Raw genomic sequence first — 18,944 nt, forward strand, 5'->3', positions numbered from 1 at the left:
TCTGCTTCACCTCACATGCCGAGGTCGCGGGCGATGACCATGCGCTGCACCTCGCTGGTGCCCTCGCCGATCTCCAGGATCTTGGCGTCCCGCCAGAACCGGGCGACCGGGTACTCGTTCATGAAGCCGTAGCCGCCGTGAATCTGGGTGGCCTCGCGGGCGTTGTCCACCGCGACGGTGCTCGCGTGCAGCTTGGCGATCGCGGCCTGCCGCTTGAACGGCTCGCCGGCGAGCATCCGGGCCGCCGCGTCGTAGTACGCCAGCCGGGCGGTGTGCGCCTTCAGCTCCATGTCGGCGATCTTGAACTGGATCGCCTGGTAGTTGCCGATCGGCTGACCGAAGGCGTGCCGCTCCCTGGCGTACCTGATCGACTCGTCGACGCAGCCCTGGGCGAGGCCGACGGCCAGCGCGGCGATCGCGATCCGCCCCTCGTCGAGGATCCGCAGGAACTGGGCGAAGCCCCGGCCGCGCTCGCCCAGCAGGTTCGCCGCCGGGACCCGGCAGTCGTCGAAGGTCAGCTCGTGGGTGTCCGAGGCGTTCCAGCCGACCTTGGAGTAGGCCGGCGCGACCGTGAAGCCCGGCGTGCCCGACGGCACGATGATGGTGGAGAGCTCCTTGGCGCCGTCCGGCCTGGTGCCGGTGACCGCGGTGACGGTGACCAGCGCGGTGATGTCGGTGCCGGAGTTGGTGATGAAGGCCTTGGCGCCGTTGATCACCCACTCGTCGGTCGTCTCGTCCAGCACCGCGCGGGTCTGGGTGCCGCCGGCGTCCGACCCGAAGCCGGGCTCGGTCAGCCCGAAGCCCGCCACGGCCTCGCCACTGAGCAGCTTCGGCAGCCACTGCGACTTCTGTTCGTCGGTGCCGAACCGGTAGATCGGCATCGCGCCGAGGGAGACCGCCGCCTCCAGGGTGATCGCCACGCTGGAGTCGACCCGCGCCAGCTCCTCCAGCGCCAGGCAGAGCGCGAAGTAGTCGCCGCCCATGCCGCCGTGCTCCTCGCCGAAGGGCAGGCCGAACAGCCCCATCTTGCCCATCTGCCGGACGATCTCGTACGGGAAGGTGTGCTGCTCGTAGTGCTCGGCGATGGTCGGGGCGACCACCTCGCGGGCGAACTCCCGCACGCTCTCCCGCAGCGCCTCTTGTTCCTCGCTGAGCCGGAAGTCCATCGGTTCCTCCTGTCAAGGACGGCGCCGCCGGTCGCTCGTGACGCCGGGCGGTCGCTGGTTCTGGTCGCTGTGCCGGACGGTCCGGTGGGGTCGCGGGGTGCGGTGGGGCGGCGCGGTCAGACCGGGGTGACGCCGTGCCGGCGCCGGGAGAAGTGCCGGTCCTTGGTGCGGGCGGCGGCGAACCGGCGGACCAGCTCGGCGCGCAGCTCGTGCGGCTCGACGATCGCGTCGACCACCAGCTCGCTGGCCAGCCGGACGACGTCGATGTCCCGCTCGTACTCCTCGCGCTTGGCGGCGACGAAGGCGGCCCGCTCGTCGGCGTCTTCGATGGCGGCGATCTTGTTGGCGTAGACCGCGTTGACCGCCGCCTCCGCGCCCATCACCGCGATCTTCGCGGTGGGCAGGGCAATCGTGGCGTCCGGCTCGAAACCGGGGCCGGCCATCGCGTAGAGACCCGCGCCGTACGCCTTGCGGACCACCACGCAGATCTTGGGTACGGTCGCCTCGGAGATCGCGGTGATCATCTTGGCGCCGTGCCGGATGATGCCCTGCTTCTCCACCGCGCTGCCGACCATGAACCCGGGCACGTCGCTGAGGAAGAGCAGCGGCACGTTGAACGCGTCGCAGAGCTGCACGAACCGGGTCGCCTTGTCCGCCGAGTCGACGAAGAGCACCCCGCCCTTGAACATCGAGTTGTTGCCGACCACGCCGACGACCTGGCCGTTCAGCCGGCCGAAGCCGATGGTCAGCTCCTTGGCCCAGAGCGCCTGGATCTCGAAGAACGAGCCGTCGTCGAGCAGGCCCTTGACGTACCGGCGCATGTCGAAGGCCTGCCGCTCGCTGGCCGGGACAAGCGCGGCCAGGTCGACCTTGTCGGACGCCTCGACGGCCTCGGCGACCGGCGGCTGCTGCGTCCAGTTCGCCGGCAGGTACGACAGGTAGCGCTTCACCACGTCGAGCGCGTCGGCCTCGGTCTTGCAGAGGAAGTGCCCGACGCCGGACTCGGCGCAGTGCACCTTCGCCCCGCCCATCGCCTCCAGGGTGGTCTTCTCGCCGGTGACCATCTCGACCATCCGGTCGGAGCCGAGGTACATGCTGGCGTTGCCGTCCACCATGGCCACCACGTCGCAGAACGCCGGAATGTACGCCCCGCCGGCCGCGCTCGGCCCGAAGAGCGCGCAGACCTGCGGGATCGAGCCGGAGGCGCGGACCTGGTTCCAGAAGATCTTGCCGGCGCCGCGCCGACCGGGGAAGAGGTCGACCTGGTCGGTGATCCGGGCGCCGGCCGAGTCGACCAGATAGACCATCGGCACACCGGTCGAGTACGCCCGCTCGATGATTCGGATGATCTTCTCGACGGTACGCGCGCCCCAGCTGCCGGCCTTGACCGTGGAGTCGTTCGCCATCAGGCAGACCTGGCGGCCGTCGATGGTGGCGGTGCCGGTGACCACGCCGTCGGCCGGCAGCCCGTCGGCCATGGCGTTGGCGTAGAGCCCGTCCTCAACGAAGGAGCCCTCGTCGACCAGGAGCGCGACCCGCTCCCGGGCGAAGAGCTTGCCCTTGGCGGCGTTCGCCGCATGGTACTTGTCCGCACCGCCGGCCCGGGCGCGCTTGCGCAGCTGCTCCAGTGCCTCACCGTCGAGCGTCACGCCGACTCCCTCACCGTACCGACCTGAACGATCGTTAGGTTAGCGCATCGGCGCGACGCTCGGCGACCCGCCGACGCGTCAGGCGGGCAGCGGGGTGAGGCGGGTGCGAGGGCCGGCGCGGAGGACACCGGAGGGGAGCTTCTTGCCGAGCAGCTCCTCGGCCAGCTCGGCGGCCTCGATCAGGGCGTCCAGGTCGATCCCGGTGTCGATGCCCATGTCGTGCAGCATGTGCACGGCCTCCTCGGTGGCCAGGTTGCCGCTCGCCCCCGGCGCGTACGGGCAGCCGCCGAGGCCGCCGACGCTGGCGTCGAACTCGGTGATCCCCAGCTCCAGCGCGGTCAGCAGGTTGGCCAGCGCGGTACCCCGGGTGTTGTGGAAGTGCAGCAGCACCGGGACGTGCGCGTTGCGGTCGCGTACCGCGGTGACCAGCTCGCGGACCCGGCGCGGGGTGCCCATGCCGGTGGTGTCGCCGAACGCCACCCGGTCCGCGCCGTCGCGGACCACCCGGTCCACGATGCCGGCGACCCGCTGCGGGTCGACGTCCCCCTCGTAGGGGCAGCCGAAGCTGGTCGCCACGATCACCTCGGCCCGGGCCCCGGCACCGTGCAGCAGGTCGATCAGCTCGGCGATGTCGTCGAGGGACTCCTCGGTCGAGCGGTTGACGTTGCGCCGGTTGTGCGTGTCGCTGGCCGAGACCACCACCTCGATCTCGGTGAAGCCGGCGGCCAGGGCGCGCTGCGCGCCGCGGGTGTTCGGCACCAGCGCCGAGTAGCGCACGCCGTCCGCCTTCGTGGCCCGCTGCCACACCTCGTCGGCGTCGGCCATCTGCGGGATCGCCTTCGGATGCACGAACGAGACCGCCTCGATCCGCCTGACGCCGGTGCCGGAGAGGGCGTCGAGCAGCCGCACCTTGGCATCGGTCGGGATCGGGTCCTCGTTCTGCAGCCCGTCGCGCGGCCCGACCTCACGGATGGAGACGAAGTCCGGCAGTTCCGCCATAAGGGGTCACCTCACTGTGACGCGTCGCTGTGCTGGGGTCCCCCCAGCCTCCCACTCCCACCCCGCCAGCCGCACCCAACGCGACGGGTCAGCGCATCCGGCCCACGATGCCGGTGTCGTAGTCGCCGGAGAGGAACTCCTCGTTCTCCAGGAGTTCGGCGAAGAACGGCAGGTTGCACTTCGGGCCGGCGATCTCGAACTGCGCCACGGCGGCCTTCGCACGCTCGACGGCCTCCGCCCGGTCCCGGCCGCTGACGATCAGCTTGGCCATCAGGCTGTCGTAGAACGGGGTGACCGTGTTGCCGGCGACGTAGCCCGAGTCGACCCGGACCCCGGAACCCGTCGGCTCGTTCCAGGTGGCGATCGCGCCCGGACCGGGCAGGAAGCGCTTCGGGTCCTCGGCGTTGATCCGGAGCTCGATGGCGTGGCCGCGCGGCGCCAGCGCGTCCGGGTCGAAGGTCGGGGCCAGACCGGCGGCCACCCGCAGCTGCTCCTCCACCAGGTCCACCCCGTAGACCAGCTCGGTCACCGGATGCTCCACCTGGAGCCGGGTGTTCATCTCCAGGAAGAAGAACTCGTTCGTCGCGGGGTCGAGCAGACACTCCACCGTCCCCGCGTTCCGGTAGCCGACCGCCTCGCCGGCCCGCACCGCGGCGGCCAGGAAGCGCTCGCGCAGCTCCGGCGAGACCGCCGGGGACGGGGATTCCTCGACCAGCTTCTGGTTGCGCCGCTGGACCGAGCACTCCCGCTCGCCGAGGGCCACCACCCGGCCGTCGGCCAGGCCGAGGATCTGCACCTCGACGTGGCGCACCCGGGGGAAGTACCGCTCGATCAGCACCGAGCCGTCGCCGAACATCCGCTCGGCGAACGAGCGCACCTTGTCGTACTCGGTGCGGAGCGCCGCCTCGTCGGTCGCCACGCCCATGCCCATGCCGCCGCCGCCGGCCGCGGCCTTGACCATCACCGGGTAGCCGATCTCGGCGCCGGCCGCGACCGCCGCGGCCAGGTCGGCGGCCGGGTCGGTGGTGCCGGGCGCGACCGGCACCCCGGCCGCCGCCATCAGGTTCCGGGCGTTGATCTTGTCGCCCATCGCGGTGATCGCGTCCGCGCCGGGTCCGACCCAGATCAGGCCACTCGCCTCGACGGTACGGGCGAAGTCCGCGTTCTCCGACAGGAAGCCGTACCCGGGGTGGATCGCCTGCGCTCCGGTGGACTTGGCGGCGGCGAGGATCGCCTCGACGTTCCGATAGCTCTGCGCCGGGTTCGCCGGGCCGATGTTCACCGCCTCGTCGGCCTCGGTCACGAACGGCAGGCCGGCGTCGGCCTCCGAGTGCACCGCGATCGCGCGGATCCCGAGCCGCTTGGCGGTGCGGATGATCCGGCGGGCGATCTCGCCCCGGTTGGCGACCAGCAGTGACTCGATCATGTTTCCTCCCAGCGTCCGATGGTGGGGACGGCTGCCAGGTAACCACGAGCCGCCGGTTACTCACGAGTCGCCAGGCGCCCGTGACCCGGTGATTGACCGGGTGGGATGCGGTCAGGCGGGGCCGGTGGGGGCGAGAAGGGCGGCGAGGGTGGCGGCGCGGAGCAGTTCGGCGCGGCGGCGGCGGTCGACCTCGCCCCCGAGGAATGGCGTCGAGTTCATCAGGCCGAAGGCGGCGTGGGCCAGCACCCGCGCCTCACCGTCCGGCAGGCCCGGGTGCAGCCCGGTCAGCACCGTCACCCACTCCTCGACGTAGAGCCGCTGAAGCCGGCGGATCCGGCGGCGCGGCTCGTCGGGGAGCCGATCCAGCTCGTGCAGGTGCAGGGCGATCACCGCCGGGTTGGCCAGCGCGAACTCGACGTGGAAGTCGATCAGCGACTCCAGCGTGCCGCGCGGGTCGTCGGGGTGGTTGGCGGCCCGCTCCCGACCACCGGCGAGCAGCCCCTCGCTGACCGGGATCAGCGCGGCGACCAGCATCGCCTCCTTGCCGGCGAAGTGGTGGTACAGCGCCGGACCGGTCACCCCGGCGGCGGCGCCGATGTCGTCCATCGACACGCCGTGGTAGCCCCGGGCGGCGAAGAGGCCGACTGCGATCTCCATGATCTCGTCCCGCCGGGACCGGCGTCGGCCCGCGCCCGTCGCGCCGTTCGCCGCACCCCGCGCCTGCTGTTCCACCGCCACCGGGCAAGCCTAGACCGCGACCGCGACGAGGTGGAGGCTCGGTTACCCGTCGGTTGCCTCACGTTCCCCACCCGGTCGCGATGCGCTTGACCCTCGACCGGGTGCAGGCCGCAGGGTCCATCGACATGACCGCTACCCCGCTCGGCCGCGACTACCGGCTGCTCTGGTCCGCCGCCGTCTCCTCCCGGTTCGGCGATGCCCTCCGTACGCCGGCCCTGGCCCTGCTGGCCGCGACGCTGACCCGCGATCCCCGCGCGATCGCCGCGGTGACCGTGGCGGGGCAGCTCCCGCCGCTGCTGTTCGGCCTGCTCGGCGGCGTGTACGCCGACCGCTGGGACCGCCGCCGCGCCATGGCGGCGGTGGACTGCCTGCGGGCCGCCGTGGTGGCCGGCCTGGCCGTGCTGGTCGCCACGGACCGGGCCGGCGTCCTCGTGCTCGCGGCAACCGCGGCGCTGCTGGCGGCCCTCGGCACCCTCTTCGACGCCGCCTCCTTCGCCGTGCTCCCGTCCCTGGTTCCCCGGGCCGCCCTCCCCACCGCCAACGGCCGCCTCCAGGCCGGCGCGGCGCTCGCCGGCGGCTTCCTCGGCGCCCCGCTGGCCGGCCTCCTCTTCGCCGTCTCCGCCGCGCTTCCCTTCACTCTCGACGCCTTCACTTTCGCCGCCGCCGCCCTCCTGGTCATCTCCCTCCGGCCCACCCCGATCCCGCGATCTTGCACTTGCCGTCCCGACGAGACGGATGACAAGGGGCGAATCAGGGGCCACCGCTGCAGGATCGACGCGAAGCGGGGGGTGTGGGCGGGAGTGCGGTTCATCAGGGGGGACGCGGTGCTGTGGCGGGTGGCGGTGCTCAGTGCGGGGACGAATCTGGCGATCAGCGGGCTGATGGCGGTGTTGGTGCTCTACGCGCTGGAGGTGCTGCGGGTGCCGCCGGCCGGGTACGGGCTCTTCATGACGGCGGTCGTGCTGGGCGGCCTGCTCGGCGCGCTCGGGGCGGGCCGGATCGCCGCCCGGCTCGGTACGGTGCCCGCGCTCCGCGTGGTGCTGGCCGGGCAGACCGTCGCCCTGGCCGGCTTCGCGCTGGTCCGGCAGCCGGTGGCGGGCGGGTTCACGCTGGCCGTCTTCGCCGCCGGCAGCACGGTGTGGAACAGCCTCTGGGCCGCGTACGGCCAGGGGCGGGTGCCGGCCGAACTGCTCGGTCGGGTGGGCGCCGCGCAGCGGGTCGTCGCGCTGGTGACCGCACCGGTCGGCGCGGCGGTTGCCGGGCTGGCCGGCGCCGCGTACGGGGTGGCGCCGGTGGTGGGCGCGGCGGCGGCGGTCTTCGCGCTGGTCACGCTCGCGGCGTGGCGGGCGCCGAGGTCAGAGCGCGACGCCCGCTCCACCGTAGCGGCCTAGCCGGGGCGGTGGTTCAGGCCGCAGATGCCGAGGTTCATCCCCTGCCCGCCGGCGGGGCTGTGCACGTGCGCGGCGTCCCCGGCGAGGAGCACGGGCCCGGCCCGGAACGTCTCGGCGACCCGGTGGTGGACCCGGAACCGCGAGGCCCACAGCACGTCGGTCACCCGGTCCGGCCGGCGGGCCGGCCCCCGCTCGTCGAGCAGCGCCTGGAACCGTTCGGCGCCCGGGTCGCGGGGCGCGTCGGCCACCGCGGCGACCAGCCGGACCACGCCGTCCGGCAGCGGCGCCCAGACCAGCGGCCCCGGTCGGGCCAGGAAGAGGGCGACCTGGTCGCGGGGCAGCGCGCTGTCCACCCGCACGTCCGCCAGCAGGAACGACTCGCCGGGGTCGGGGGACCCGCCGAACCCGATCCCGGCCAGCTCGCGCACCGTGCTGCGCATGCCGTCGGCACCGACCACCCAGCGGGCCCGCCCCGTCGCGCCGCCGGCGAAGCCGACCGTCGCGCCGGCGTCGTCGAGGGTCAGGCCGGTCATCTCGTACGGCCGGAGGACCCGGCCGCCGAGCGCGGTGAGCCGCTCGGCGAGCACGGCCTCGGTCTCCGACTGGGAGACCATCAGCGCGTACGGGTAGCGGGACGGCAGCGTGCCGAAGGGGACGGTGAGCAGCACCCGGTCCCGGTCCCGCACGGTGAACCGCGGCGCGGGCAGCCCTCGGCGGCCGAACGGATGCGCGGCATCTTCGCCGACCAGCTCGGCGCGGCCGTGGCCCGGTTCGGCGCCGACCCGGCGACCACCGCCCGCCGCGCCGGCCTGGTGGCCAGCCAGATCCTCGGCCTGGCCTTCACCCGCTACATCGTCGGCCTGCCGCCGATGGTGGACGCGGAGCCGGCCGAGCTGGTCGCCTGGCTCGCCCCGACCCTCCAGCGCTACCTGACCGGCCCCGCCCCGGACCCGGGTACCCCTGATCCGCCGGATCCCCGCGCGGACGGCGACGGCCGCGGTCACCCGAGGGTGTCCGCCGCCGTCGACTGGTCGAGGCGGTCAGCCGGCGAGGCCGCTCGGCTGGTCGCCCTTCACGACGGGAACCCGGACCAGGTTGCCCCACTCGGTCCACGAGCCGTCGTAGTTGCGCACCTGCGGGTAGCCCAGCAGGTGGTGCAGCACGAACCAGGTGTGGCTGGACCGCTCCCCGATCCGGCAGTACGCCACCACGTCGTCCGACGGGCTCAGCCCGAGCTGATCGGCGTAGATCGCCCGCAGCTCGTCGGCCGACTTGAAGGTGCCGTCGTCGTTCGCGGCCGACTTCCACGGCTTGCTCACCGCGCCCGGGATGTGCCCGCCGCGCAGCGCGCCCTCCTGCGGATAGTCCGGCATGTGCAGCATCTCGCCCGTGTACTCGCCGGGCGAGCGCACGTCGACCAGCGGCCGACCGGCGGCGATGTGCGCCATCACCTGCTCGCGGAACGCCCGCAGCGGCGCGTCGTTCCGCACCGGCACCGGGTACTCGGCGCGGGGACGGGTCACCTTCTCCCGGGTCAGCTCGCGCCCCTCGGCGATCCACTTCTGCCGGCCGCCGTCGAGCAGCCGCAGGTCCGGGTGGCCGAAGAGGGAGAAGACCCAGAGGGCGTACGCGGCCCACCAGTTGAAGTTGTCGCCGTAGAAGACCACCGTGTCGTCCCGGCCGATGCCCTTGGCGGCGCAGAGCTCGGCGAAGCTCTTCGCGTCCAGGTAGTCCCGGGTCACCTGGTCGTTCAGCTCGGTGTGCCAGTCGACCTTGACGGCGCCCGGGAGGTGGCCGGTGTCGTAGAGCAGCACGTCCTCGTCGGACTCGATAACGACGAGACCCTCGTCGCCCAGGTGCTCGGCCAGCCACTCGGTGGTGACCAGCCGCTGCGGGTCCGCGTACGACTGGAGGCGGGGATTCGGATCGCTCGGCACAGGCATGAGCCCCAAGGTACGCCCGATCCCCGGCCGATTACCGGGCAACGCGGATCGGGCGGGCGGATGTGGCGCCGCGCACGTGACCGTGCCGGAACCCGCCCACAGCGGATCGAACGCGACCGGCCCACCACCCGGTCGGGGTGGTGGGCCGGTCGGGTCAGCCGTCAGCCCTGCACGACGAACCAGTAGTAGGCGTAGTCCGACCGGTTGCCGTCCTTGTCGACGGCGTACACGGAGATCGGGTACCAGCGCGCCTCGGTCGGGGTGAGGGTCACCGAGGCGGTGCCGTCAGCACCCGCCGGCACGGTCACCTCCGGCCCGTTGTCGAACTGGTAGACGTACGTCGCCACGTCGGGCATGCGCGGGGCGAAGGTGAAGACACCCGGCGCCCCGACCCCGCCCGCCGCCTCACCGCTCGGGTAGGTCGGCGACGTCACGGTCGGCGACGTGCTGACCATGAAGCTGTACGTGGCCTCCGGCGACAGCTCACCCGAGGCCGAGCGCGCGCGCACGGTCAGGGTGTTCCGGAAGCCCCGGTCCGGGGTGACGGAGAGATCCGCGGCCGTGCCGTCGGTCACCGCCACAGTCTGCTCCGGCCCGTCGTTGAGGCGGTACACGAAGTCGACGGTGTCCGGCAGCTCCGAGCTGAACCGGAAGCCCCCCGGCACGCCGATCCCGCCCTGCGGGTCGTACTCGTTGTAGAGGTACGAGACGATCGTCGGCTTCGGGTCCCGCACGGTGAAGGCGTACTCGCGCGACTGGGTGACGGTGCCGTCGCCGGTCACGGCGCGCACGGTCAGCATGGTCCAGCCCGCCCGCTCCGGCGTCCACGTCACGGAGGCGGTGCCGTCCGTCGCCGCCTCGACGGTCTTCTCCTCCTCGCCGTAGAAGGCGTAGTGGTAGGTGACCACGTCGGGCCGCTGCGGCCGGAAGGTGAACACGCCCGGAACGCCGGGCAGCCCGCTGCTGGCGTCCTTCGGGTACTGCGCCGACTCGACCAGCGGCGCGTCGTTGACCAGGAAGGTGAACGTCCGCTCGGCCGAGACCGTGCCGTCCGCGGTGACGCTGCGCACGGTCAGCGTGTGCGTCCCGCCCTGGTCCGGCGTCCACGTGACGGAGGCGTTGCCGTTGCCGTCGGCACCGACGCCCTGCTCGGCCCCGCCGTCGAAGCGGTACCGGAACTCCACCGTGTCGGGCACCGCGGAGCTGAACCGGAACTCGCCGGCCTGACCGGGGCCGCCGGCGTAGTAGTTGTCGTTGTAGAGGACGCCGTAGATGGTCGGCAGCAGGTCCCGGACCTCGAAGAACCAGCTCGCCGGGTCGGACTCGGTGCCGTCGCGGCTGACGCTGACCACCGAGAGGTACACGTAGCCGGCCTCCGTCGGCGTCCAGGTCACCGAGCCGGTGCCGTCGGCGCCCGCCGCCACGGTGCCGGTCTCGCCGGCGAAGGAGTAGCGGTAGCTGACGGTGTCGGGCAGGCGTGGGGTGAAGGTGAACACGCCGGGCACGCCCTGGCCGCCGCCGTAGCCGTACTCCTCGTAGACCGTGGCCGAGATCTTCGGCTCGGTGAGAAGCTGGAACGACAGCTGCGCGGTGGCCTCCACCCCGTCGGCGGTGACGCTGGTGACGGAGAGCGTCCGGTTGCCGCCCTTGGTGGCGGTGACCGTCAGCGAGGCGGTGCCGTCGGCGTTGGCCGCCACGGTCTGCTCCGGGTCGCCGTCGAGGCCGAAGCGGTAGCGAACCACGCCCTGCAGCCGCGGCCGTACCGCGAACGTGGTGGGCACGCCGACCTCGGTGAGGTTGCCGTCGACCAGCGGCGACACGTCGTCGCCGAAGAAGCTGTACTCGGCGCGGGGGGAGCGGTTGCCCGCCGTGTCGACGCTCCACACCTCCAGCCGGTTGACGGCGACCCGCGGCGTCAGGGTCACGGTGGCCGTGCCGCCCGGCCGGGCGGCCGGCACCGTGCCGGTCTTGACGTCGTTCAGCTCGTAATCGAAACCCACGACGTCCGATGCCCCGCTGCCGTCGAAGGTGAACTCACCCGCCAGGGCCGGGGCGTGCCCGTCGGCCGGGAAGTCGGTGGAGGAGACGACCGGCGCGGCCGCCGGACCCTGGAAGTCGGTGCGGAAGTAGCAGGTTGCGCTCCACTCGCCGGTGGCCCGGCTGTCTGCGGCGCGCATCTGCCAGGCGTACACCCGGTCGTGCTGGAACAGGTCGTAGCTGAACCGGCCGACGGCCCGCTCGCCGTCGCGGGCGTTGTCGGTCCGCTCGATCCGGGCGTCCGGCTGGTCGACCGGCCAGAGCGCGACGGTGGCGGTGAGCATGTCGGTGCCGCCGGTGTCGTTGCGGTCCTTGTCGTGCAGGATCCCCGAGAGGCCAAGGTCGCCCCGACGGACCAGCTGGTACGGCTCGGCGGCGGTGCAGCCCGTGCCGGAGGTCTGCAGGTCGGTCGGCACGCCGGGCCGGAAGTTGTGGTCGACGGAGAGGCCGACCTTGCTGGCGTACCGTCGGAGCAGCGCGGGGTCCGCCTCCACGGCGGCGGGCAGCCGCAGCGACAGGGTCAGCGTCCGCTGGCCCTCGGCGAGCGCCTGGCGCAGCCCGGCGGTGGCGTCGAAGCCCACGTAGGGCGCCGGGCAGCCGGACTGGTCGGGCAGCTTCGTGGTGTCGATCCTGGCCAGGTCGGCCGGCGGCTTCACCCAGCTTGACCCGGAGGTGTAGGGCGCGGTGCGCCACAGCTCCACCTCGGGACGCTTGGTGCAGTCCGCCGCCCCGGTCTCCTTGGCGTCGAACTTGGCGAACTCGATGTCAGCGCCCAGATAGCGGGAGATGTCGAAGGTGAAGTAGGCCCGCGCGGTGTGCTGGTGGCCCTTGGCGTCCACCCAGGACCCGACCGGCACATCGCCGGCCTCGTCAATGTTGATCTTCTTGGGTCGCTGGGAGTCGGTCCAGGCCCAGGACGTGTTGGTTTCGTAGCGCACGTCGTACGCGGCGGCCGGCGCGGCGGTCGTGACGACCGTTCCGGCGGCGACCAGCATGGACAGTGCGGCGGCCAGCAGAGAACGTCCAGCGATTGACGACGAATTCGTGCCAGGCAGGAGGGTCATCCCTCATCCACCTTTCCCCGATTGTCCCCGTGCTCGATCGACGGGGGCAGCGGATGTTATCCGTCGGGGAGGACATTCGGCGATCCCGATTCCGGCCGGACCCGGGAAATCGCCCGGTCCGGCCATCAGGGACGGACCGTCAGGCGCGGCGGTGCACCAGCCGACCGGCCACCACGGTGGCGAGGCAGGCGCCGCCGGCGGCGAAGACGGCCAGGTCCGCCCGGCCGGCCGGGACCAGCGCCGGCGGCCGGGGTGAGTCCAGCACCGCGACCCCGTTGCGGACGGCCGCGGCGCGCAGCTCCGGGTCGGTCAGCTGCGCGGCGAGCACCGCGCCGACCCCGAGCCGGAACAGCGCGTGCACCCGTTCGCGCGGGGTGGGGGCGGGCGGCAGCGGCCCGTCGTGCCGCAGCGCCGGCCCGAGGGTGCCGGGCCACCGCCGCATTCGCACCCCCGGGTACGCCCGGACCAGCTCGTCCGTGGGCCCGATCGCGACGATCCGGTCCCCGTCGACCAGGACGGCCGCATCGGCGGTGGGCGCTTCGTCGAGGGTGCGCCGCAGCAGCGGCGCGGCGTGCAGGGTGCGCACCGGTCAGTCGGCGAGCGGGCCGAGGAGCGGGCGCTTCGCGGTGACGGTGTCGCCGGAGGAGCGGCCGGTCAGCCGGCGCTTGATCCAGGGCGCCAGGTGCTGGCCGGCCCAGCGCAGGTCGGCGGCGCGCGCGGCCAGCCACGGGGTCGGCGCCGGGTGCGGCGGCACCAGCAGCCAGTCCTCGTCGCAGCCGACGCCGAGCGAGGTCAGTACCTGCGCGGCGACCCGCCGGTGCCCGGCCGCCGACAGGTGCAGCCGGTCGGTGCTCCAGAGCATCGGGTTGAGGTAGGTGTCGTCGGCGTACAGGTCGACCAGGATGGCACCGTGCCGCTCCGCGACCTCACCCACCACGCGGTTGAGCAACGTGACGCGCGGTGCCACGAGACGCTGGCCGGGTAGCCGGGCCATCACGTCGGCGAACCGGAAGAGGATCACGTCCGCACCGCCGGAGCGCAGCTCGCCCACCACGTCGTCGAAGCGGGCGACGAACGAGTCCGGGTCGAAGGTCCGGCGCAGCACGTCGTTGCCGCCGGCGGCGAAGCTGATCAGGTCGGGCTTCATGGCCAGCGCGGCCGGCACCTGCTCGGCCACGACGCTCGGGAAGAGCCGACCCCGGATTGCCAGGTTCGCGTACCCGAAGTCCGGGCCGGCCTCGGCGGCGAGCCGGGTGGCCACCAGGTCCGCCCAACCGCGGTAGGTCCCGTCCGGATACGCGTCGTCCATGCCCTCGGTGAAGCTGTCGCCCACCGCCACGAAACTGCGCCAGCGCACCTGCTGCCCTCCGGTTCCCATCGGTGCCCGCCATTCTGGCACCGCAGGTGGTGGACGGGCCGCCGGCCGCGTACGGACGTGGCGTGGCCCACGCCGCCGACGGGTGTCACGGGGCAGAAAACCGGGCGCTCGGGCGGAAATAATGACGCGCGATCCCAATCGGGGACGGTCCGGAGTGGACGCCGCCCCCGATCCGCCGGACACGAGCGAGGACGCACGCCATGACCGAGGGACCGCCCTCCGTTCCCCCACCGGGACACCCCGGACCGTACGCCCCACCGCCCGCCGGACCGCACGCCCACCCGGCGCCGGCCGGCCCGTACGGCCCACCTGCGCCGTACGGGCCGCCGCCCTACCCGCCACCGGCGACGTACGCTCCGCCGCCGTCACCGGGCCGGCGGTCCCGGCGCGGCCTCTGGATCGGGCTCGGCGCGGCGGTGCTCGCCCTGTCCCTGTGCTCGGCGGTCTCGCTCGTCGGCCTGAAGTCGTACCTCGACGAGCGGAACGACGCCTCGGCCGCCGCGCTCGACGACGAGGACAACCCGATCAGGCAGGAGAAGATCGAGGCGCTGCTGGCTGAGCACACCAAGGCGCTCACGGAACGGAACGAGAAGACGTTCGTCGCGCCGTTCGATCCGACGACGAAGGGCCTGGTCGCGGAGCAGAGCAGCCTGTACCGGAACCTGAGCAGGCTGCCGCTGGCCGACGTCCGCTTCACGTACCGCCACAAGGGCGACTTCCGCCCGGTGGGCGGCGGGCACGAGGTCGACGTGACGGTGGCGTTCGTGCACCGGTTCGACGGCTTCGACGTCGGCCCGGTCGAGGAGTGGTACCGGTGGACGATCGTCCAGGCCGACAAGGACGCCCCGCTGAAGGTCACCCGGGCCGGCGGCCTCCCGGAGGAGCGCAAGCGGGACGCGATCACCCACTACCCGGCCCCCTGGGACAAGTGGCGAAACCTCCACGTCGAGCGGACCCCGCACACCGTGCTGCTCGTCGATGCGTCGCTGCGGGCGGAGGCACAGCGGTACGCCCCGATCGCCGAGCAGGCCGCGGTGGACGACCTGGCCGCCTGGCAGGCCGGCGGGGTGAGCGCCAAGGCACCGTCGGGCTTCGTCATATCCCTGGTCAAGGGTCGTGCCGAGCTGGGTTCCCTCTACCGGACCACGAAGGAGACGCCCACCGAGTCCGGGGTCGCGATCCCGGTGCCGCCGGAGGGTGTGCTCAACAGCGACGAGAAGGGCCCCGTGGTCGGGGCCACCCGGGTGGTGATCGACGTCCGCGACGCGTACCACTTCACCAGCGGCACCCGGGAGCGGCAGCTCAACCTCTTCCGGCACGAGATCGGCCACGCCCTGGTCGGCAACCTCAGCGCCCGCGCCCCGGGCTCGTACCTGCTCGGCGAGCGGGAGACGTGGCTGGTCGAGGGGTTCGCGGAGTACCTGGGTCACGGCCGGAAGCCGTGGCTGACCAGCGAGCGTACGGCCAACGCGCGGGCGGTGATCCGGGAGATCGGCTACCCGACTGCGCTGCCGGGCAGCCAATCCTTCGACATGGAGGGCCGGGGCGACTACTACTACTGGCTGGGTCACTCCGCGATCGGCTTCATCGTCGAGCGGTACGGGGAGCAGAAGATGTTCCAGTTCGTGGCCGAGAACTACCGCAGCAGGAAGATCGGAGAGGTGACGCAGGACGTCCTCGGGGTGTCGTACGAGGAGTTCGAGAAGGCGTGGCTCGCCTACCTCAGGGCCGAGGTGCGCTGAGCGCGGGCCGGCGGTGGGGCCCCTCCGGTGGCTCCACCGCCGCACGCCCTTCTGTCGGAGGTCGGGCTCAGGCCGCGTACGCGAGCAGCGTCAGGCCGCGCACGTCGGTCGGCTCCTCGACCGTGCCGAGCGGCTTGAAGGTGCTGTCCAGGACGGTGATGCCGGTCGCCCGGCGGACGATCACCTTGCCGTCGGCGGTGAACAGGATGCTCCGGACCTCGCCGGCGCCGGGCAGGTCGACCACCTTGCTGGTGGTGGTGTCGACGACCGCGAAGCTGCCGTCCTGGCGGGATGGGTCGGTGCCCTTCCAGCCGACCGCCACGTACCGGCCGTCCATCGAGACGCCGCGCGCCTGCCAGCCGTCGTGCTTCCCCGCCTCGGCCTTCGGCGGGGTGTAGCTGTACTTGCGTCCCCCCTTGCCGCCCGTCACGAACGGCTTGCCGTAGTCGTCGACGGCGGCCAGCCACTTCCCGTCGGCGGACCAGTACCGGTCGGTCTCCTCGCCCGGGTCACCGTGGTGCGGCCCGCCGGCCACCAGGTCCATCAGCACCGAGCGGTTGCGCTGCTGCACCATCAGCCAGTCGTCGCCCTGCCAGACCAGCGCTCGGCTGCCGAGGCAACTGACCCCCTTCTCCAGGGTCCGTCGCTGCGAGCCGTCGATCGCCGCGGTCATCAGGGTGCCGGTGTCGTCGCCGTTCTGCACCCAGGCGATCCGCTTGCCGTCCGGGGAGACGGTGATGGTGTTCTCGGTGCAGGAGCCGGAGCCGAACGGGATCCGGGCGGTCACCTTGTCCGTGTCGCCCTGGACGGCGTGGATGCTGGCCTCCTTGCCGCTCGTCCCCAGGTAGTAGCGGGTGCCGGCGAGCGTCGCGGCGTCGGAGCTGACCGGAGCCGCGCTGGTGACGGCGGCCGGCGCGGCGGAGGAGGCGGCGGTGGGAGGGGTCGCGGTCTTGTCCCCGCCACAGGCGCTCAGGCCCACCACCGCGAGCGCGGCGGCCGACAGGGCCACGGCACGCCGGAGGGTACGGAGACGAGCGGTGCGGGTGGCGGCATCAGCGGCGAAAACGTTCATGGTTCCTGTCCTTGGGGGTGGCGGTGCGTGTTCGACGTACCCCAAGACGTCAAGTTCTCGATGGGGGGTTGCCGCCTCATCGAGAAAATTTCCGACGATGTTCGGCGACACGACACAGGCCCCCGGCACCGAGGTGCCGAGGGCCTGTGGGAGGCACCGGAAGGGCAGGTCAGGGCACGTACGCCAGCAGCCGCTGGCCGCGTACGGACGCCGGTTCAGCGACACTGCCGAGCTGCCGGAAGTCCCCGTCGAGCACGGTGAGCGTGTTCTCCCGCTGGACGATCACCTTGCCGTCGAGGGTGAACAGGATGCCGCGTACCTTGCCGGCGCCGGGCAGGTCGACCACCTTGCTGGCGGTGACGTCGACGACCGCGAAACTGCCGTCCTGGCGGGACGGGTCGGTGCCCACCCAGCCGACCGCGACGTACCGGCCGTCGATCGAGACGCTGCGAGGCTGCCAGCCGTCGTGCAGCGCGGCCTCGTCCTTCGGCGGCGTGTAGGTGTACTGGCGCACCACGCCCTTGCCGGTCACCCAGTGCTTGCCGAACTCCGCGTCGAACGCCGCCAACCACTTCCCGTCGGCGGACCAGCACCGGTCGGTCTCCTGACCCGGGTCGCCGTTGTGCGGCTTCCCGGCGACCATGTCCATGAGCACCGAGCGGTTGCCGGTCTGCGCCATCAGCAGGTCACCGCCCTGCCATACCAGTGGCCGGGGCCCGAGGCAGGTGATGCCGGTGGCGACGGTCCGCTGCCGGGATCCGTCGATGCGGGAGGTGACGAGCGTGCCGTTCATCCCGTCGGCGGCGCCGTCCTTCACCCAGGCCAGCCGCTTGCCGTCCGGCGAGATCGTCATCGTGTTGGCAGCGCAGCCGCTCTTGTCGAGCGGGAGCACGTTCGTCTCGTGCCGCCCGCTGCGTACCACGTGGATGCGGGCCTCGCTGTCGGTGAACTCCAGGTAGTAGCGGGTGCCGCCGAGCACGGCCGGCTTGGCCGGCGGGCTGCTGTGGCTCGTGCTCGCCGAGGCGGTCGCGGACGGCTGCGGGGTCGGGGTGACCTCGACCGGCGGCGCGCTGCTGGTGACCGACGTGGCGGGGGCGGGCAGGTTCGCCTGCCCGTTCGGCCGGATCGCCAGGGCGGTGCCGGTGGCGGCGGCGATCATCACCAGGGCGGCGACCGAGGTGGTGACGGTCCGCTGGATGCCGATCCGGCGGGACGTCCGCAGGGCGCGGTCCCGCAGGTCGACCGGGGTGACCTCCTCGGCCAGGTCGGCCAGGTCGAACCGGAGACGGTCCTCGTTCATCGGGCGCTCCCTTCCAGGACGTACAGCTCGGCGAGTTCCGGGGCGACGGTGCGCAGCTTGGCCAGGGCCTTCGAGGTCTGGCTCTTGACGGTGCCGACGGTCACGCCGAGCAGGTCGGCGGCCTCGGCCTCGGTGCGGTCCTCGAAGAACCGCAGGACCAGCACGGCGCGCTGTTTGGCGGAGAGCTTCGCCAGCGCGGCCCGCAGGGTCAGCCGAAGCGTCGTCTGGTGGGCGTGGTCAGGGGCCGAGTCGCCTCCGCGCGGCTCGGGCAGGTCGCCTGGCATTGACTCGGGAACCCGGCGCCGTCGCCACCAGGAGACCTGGAGGTGGTACATGACCTTGCGGGTGTACGCCTCGGCGTTGCCGCTGTCGTGCAGCCGGCTCCAGGACCGGTGGGTCCGGGCCAGCGCCGACTGGACGAGATCCTCGGCCAGGTGCTGGTCGCCGGTGAGCAGGTAGGCCGAGCGCAGGAGCGCGGGGGTCCGGTAACGGACGAACGAGTCGAACTCACTCAGCAGAGGGTCCACACGAGCCGATCCTTGGGGTGAGGTGGTACATCATCCTGACGCCCTTCCAGACGTCACCCTCAGCCGCGGTGGTTGCCGTGCCTCGATGAGAAGTTTCGGCGAATCATTCGTCGCAGGTGGGAGGCTCGACCAACCCTTTCCGGTACGGACCCCAGGCGACGAACCGCTCGAACAGCTCGCGCGGGGTGGGGCCGTCGTGCGGGTTCAGCCGGAACAGGTCGTGGGTCGCCTCGTGATCGAGCCCGGACAGATAAATGGCCAGGTCGACGGGGCTGGCGTCGTACTCGACCTTGAGGAGCAGCCGGGCCTCGGCGCACGGCCACGGCAGCCCGCAGGCCCGGCACATTCAAAGCGGCCGCAACGGCAGGTGCGGCGGGTGACCCGGCGGGTACGGCCTCGGCCGGTCCGGGTACGGCCCGAGGCGGGACACCGGAAGCTGACCGGGGGGCATCACCAGCGCCCTCCGTTGGCCCGCCACTCCTGCGCCCGGGTCAACCGGCCGGGGCACCCCG

General features: G+C 72.7%; 15 protein-coding genes and 2 pseudogenes. 3 read left to right on the plus strand and 14 right to left on the minus strand.

Annotation, left to right across the window (positions count from 1 at the left end):
* Positions 1-11: 11 nt before the first annotated feature.
* The 5 genes from GA0070613_RS08960 to GA0070613_RS08980 all read right to left on the minus strand — a co-directional run bounded on the left by GA0070613_RS08960 (position 12) and on the right by GA0070613_RS08980 (position 5,897).
* Complete coding sequence (locus tag GA0070613_RS08960) at positions 12-1,166, minus strand: acyl-CoA dehydrogenase family protein (protein ID WP_089011873.1); 1,155 nt, start codon at positions 1,164-1,166, stop codon at positions 12-14.
* A gap of 116 nt (positions 1,167-1,282) precedes the next feature.
* A complete protein-coding gene (locus GA0070613_RS08965) occupies positions 1,283-2,815 on the minus strand; it encodes an acyl-CoA carboxylase subunit beta (protein ID WP_089011874.1) in 1,533 nt (510 codons plus the stop codon).
* A gap of 78 nt (positions 2,816-2,893) precedes the next feature.
* Positions 2,894-3,814: a hydroxymethylglutaryl-CoA lyase gene (locus GA0070613_RS08970; RefSeq protein WP_089011875.1), complete on the minus strand. Its 921-nt coding sequence runs from the start codon at positions 3,812-3,814 to the stop codon at positions 2,894-2,896.
* 88 nt (positions 3,815-3,902) lie between these two features.
* The gene (locus GA0070613_RS08975; protein WP_089011876.1) at positions 3,903-5,240 is read right to left on the minus strand and encodes an acetyl-CoA carboxylase biotin carboxylase subunit; all 1,338 of its coding nucleotides are present in this window, start codon (positions 5,238-5,240) and stop codon (positions 3,903-3,905) included.
* A 111-nt stretch (positions 5,241-5,351) separates the two neighbouring features.
* Positions 5,352-5,897 carry a TetR/AcrR family transcriptional regulator gene (locus tag GA0070613_RS08980; protein ID WP_231929807.1) on the minus strand — a complete coding sequence of 182 codons (546 nt, stop codon included), beginning with the start codon at positions 5,895-5,897 and terminating at the stop codon, positions 5,352-5,354.
* A gap of 206 nt (positions 5,898-6,103) precedes the next feature.
* Here GA0070613_RS08980 and GA0070613_RS08985 point away from each other — a divergent pair, with 206 nt between their 5' ends.
* A complete protein-coding gene (locus tag GA0070613_RS08985; RefSeq protein ID WP_231929722.1) occupies positions 6,104-7,369 on the plus strand; it encodes an MFS transporter in 1,266 nt (421 codons plus the stop codon).
* On the opposite strand, the gene GA0070613_RS08990 is transcribed toward GA0070613_RS08985, so the two are convergent.
* Positions 7,366-8,055, minus strand: coding sequence for an FAD-dependent monooxygenase (locus tag GA0070613_RS08990; RefSeq protein ID WP_331716728.1), 690 nt, complete (start codon positions 8,053-8,055; stop codon positions 7,366-7,368). The genes GA0070613_RS08985 and GA0070613_RS08990 overlap by 4 nt on opposite strands.
* 39 nt (positions 8,056-8,094) lie before the next feature.
* Between GA0070613_RS08990 and GA0070613_RS32700 the strand changes: the two are divergent.
* Positions 8,095-8,241 (plus strand): annotated as a pseudogene (locus GA0070613_RS32700) (TetR/AcrR family transcriptional regulator); the annotation flags it as partial.
* A 168-nt stretch (positions 8,242-8,409) separates the two neighbouring features.
* On the opposite strand, the gene GA0070613_RS09000 reads toward GA0070613_RS32700, so the two are convergent.
* The 4 genes from GA0070613_RS09000 to GA0070613_RS09015 all read right to left on the minus strand — a co-directional run bounded on the left by GA0070613_RS09000 (position 8,410) and on the right by GA0070613_RS09015 (position 13,770).
* Positions 8,410-9,312: a sulfurtransferase gene (locus GA0070613_RS09000; RefSeq protein WP_089011878.1), complete on the minus strand. Its 903-nt coding sequence runs from the start codon at positions 9,310-9,312 to the stop codon at positions 8,410-8,412.
* Between the two features lie 161 nt (positions 9,313-9,473).
* Entirely contained in the window at positions 9,474-12,413 is a 2,940-nt protein-coding gene (locus GA0070613_RS09005) for a hypothetical protein (protein WP_157746304.1), read from the minus strand.
* Positions 12,414-12,552: 139 nt separating this feature from the next.
* A complete protein-coding gene (locus tag GA0070613_RS09010; protein WP_089011880.1) occupies positions 12,553-12,999 on the minus strand; it encodes an imidazolonepropionase-like domain-containing protein in 447 nt (148 codons plus the stop codon).
* 3 nt (positions 13,000-13,002) lie between these two features.
* Positions 13,003-13,770, minus strand: a complete 768-nt coding sequence (locus GA0070613_RS09015) for an SGNH/GDSL hydrolase family protein (protein WP_089011881.1) — start codon at positions 13,768-13,770, stop codon at positions 13,003-13,005.
* A gap of 221 nt (positions 13,771-13,991) precedes the next feature.
* Here GA0070613_RS09015 and GA0070613_RS09020 point away from each other — a divergent pair, with 221 nt between their 5' ends.
* Entirely contained in the window at positions 13,992-15,533 is a 1,542-nt protein-coding gene (locus GA0070613_RS09020; protein WP_157746305.1) for a gluzincin family metallopeptidase, read from the plus strand.
* A 67-nt stretch (positions 15,534-15,600) separates the two neighbouring features.
* Here GA0070613_RS09020 and GA0070613_RS31945 read toward each other — a convergent pair whose 3' ends face one another.
* The 4 genes and pseudogenes from GA0070613_RS31945 to GA0070613_RS09045 all read right to left on the minus strand — a co-directional run bounded on the left by GA0070613_RS31945 (position 15,601) and on the right by GA0070613_RS09045 (position 18,883).
* Entirely contained in the window at positions 15,601-16,605 is a 1,005-nt protein-coding gene (locus GA0070613_RS31945) for a TolB-like translocation protein (protein ID WP_157746306.1), read from the minus strand.
* 169 nt (positions 16,606-16,774) lie between these two features.
* Entirely contained in the window at positions 16,775-17,905 is a 1,131-nt protein-coding gene (locus tag GA0070613_RS09035; protein ID WP_089011883.1) for a PD40 domain-containing protein, read from the minus strand.
* Entirely contained in the window at positions 17,902-18,432 is a 531-nt protein-coding gene (locus tag GA0070613_RS09040) for a SigE family RNA polymerase sigma factor (protein ID WP_089011884.1), read from the minus strand. Before GA0070613_RS09040 ends, GA0070613_RS09035 begins: the two co-directional genes overlap by 4 nt.
* 103 nt (positions 18,433-18,535) lie before the next feature.
* Positions 18,536-18,883: pseudogene (locus tag GA0070613_RS09045) on the minus strand (hypothetical protein).
* Between the last annotated feature and the right edge of the window lie 61 nt (positions 18,884-18,944).

Origin of the sequence: Micromonospora inositola, from assembly GCF_900090285.1 — a bacterium.
Classification (GTDB): domain Bacteria; phylum Actinomycetota; class Actinomycetes; order Mycobacteriales; family Micromonosporaceae; genus Micromonospora; species Micromonospora inositola.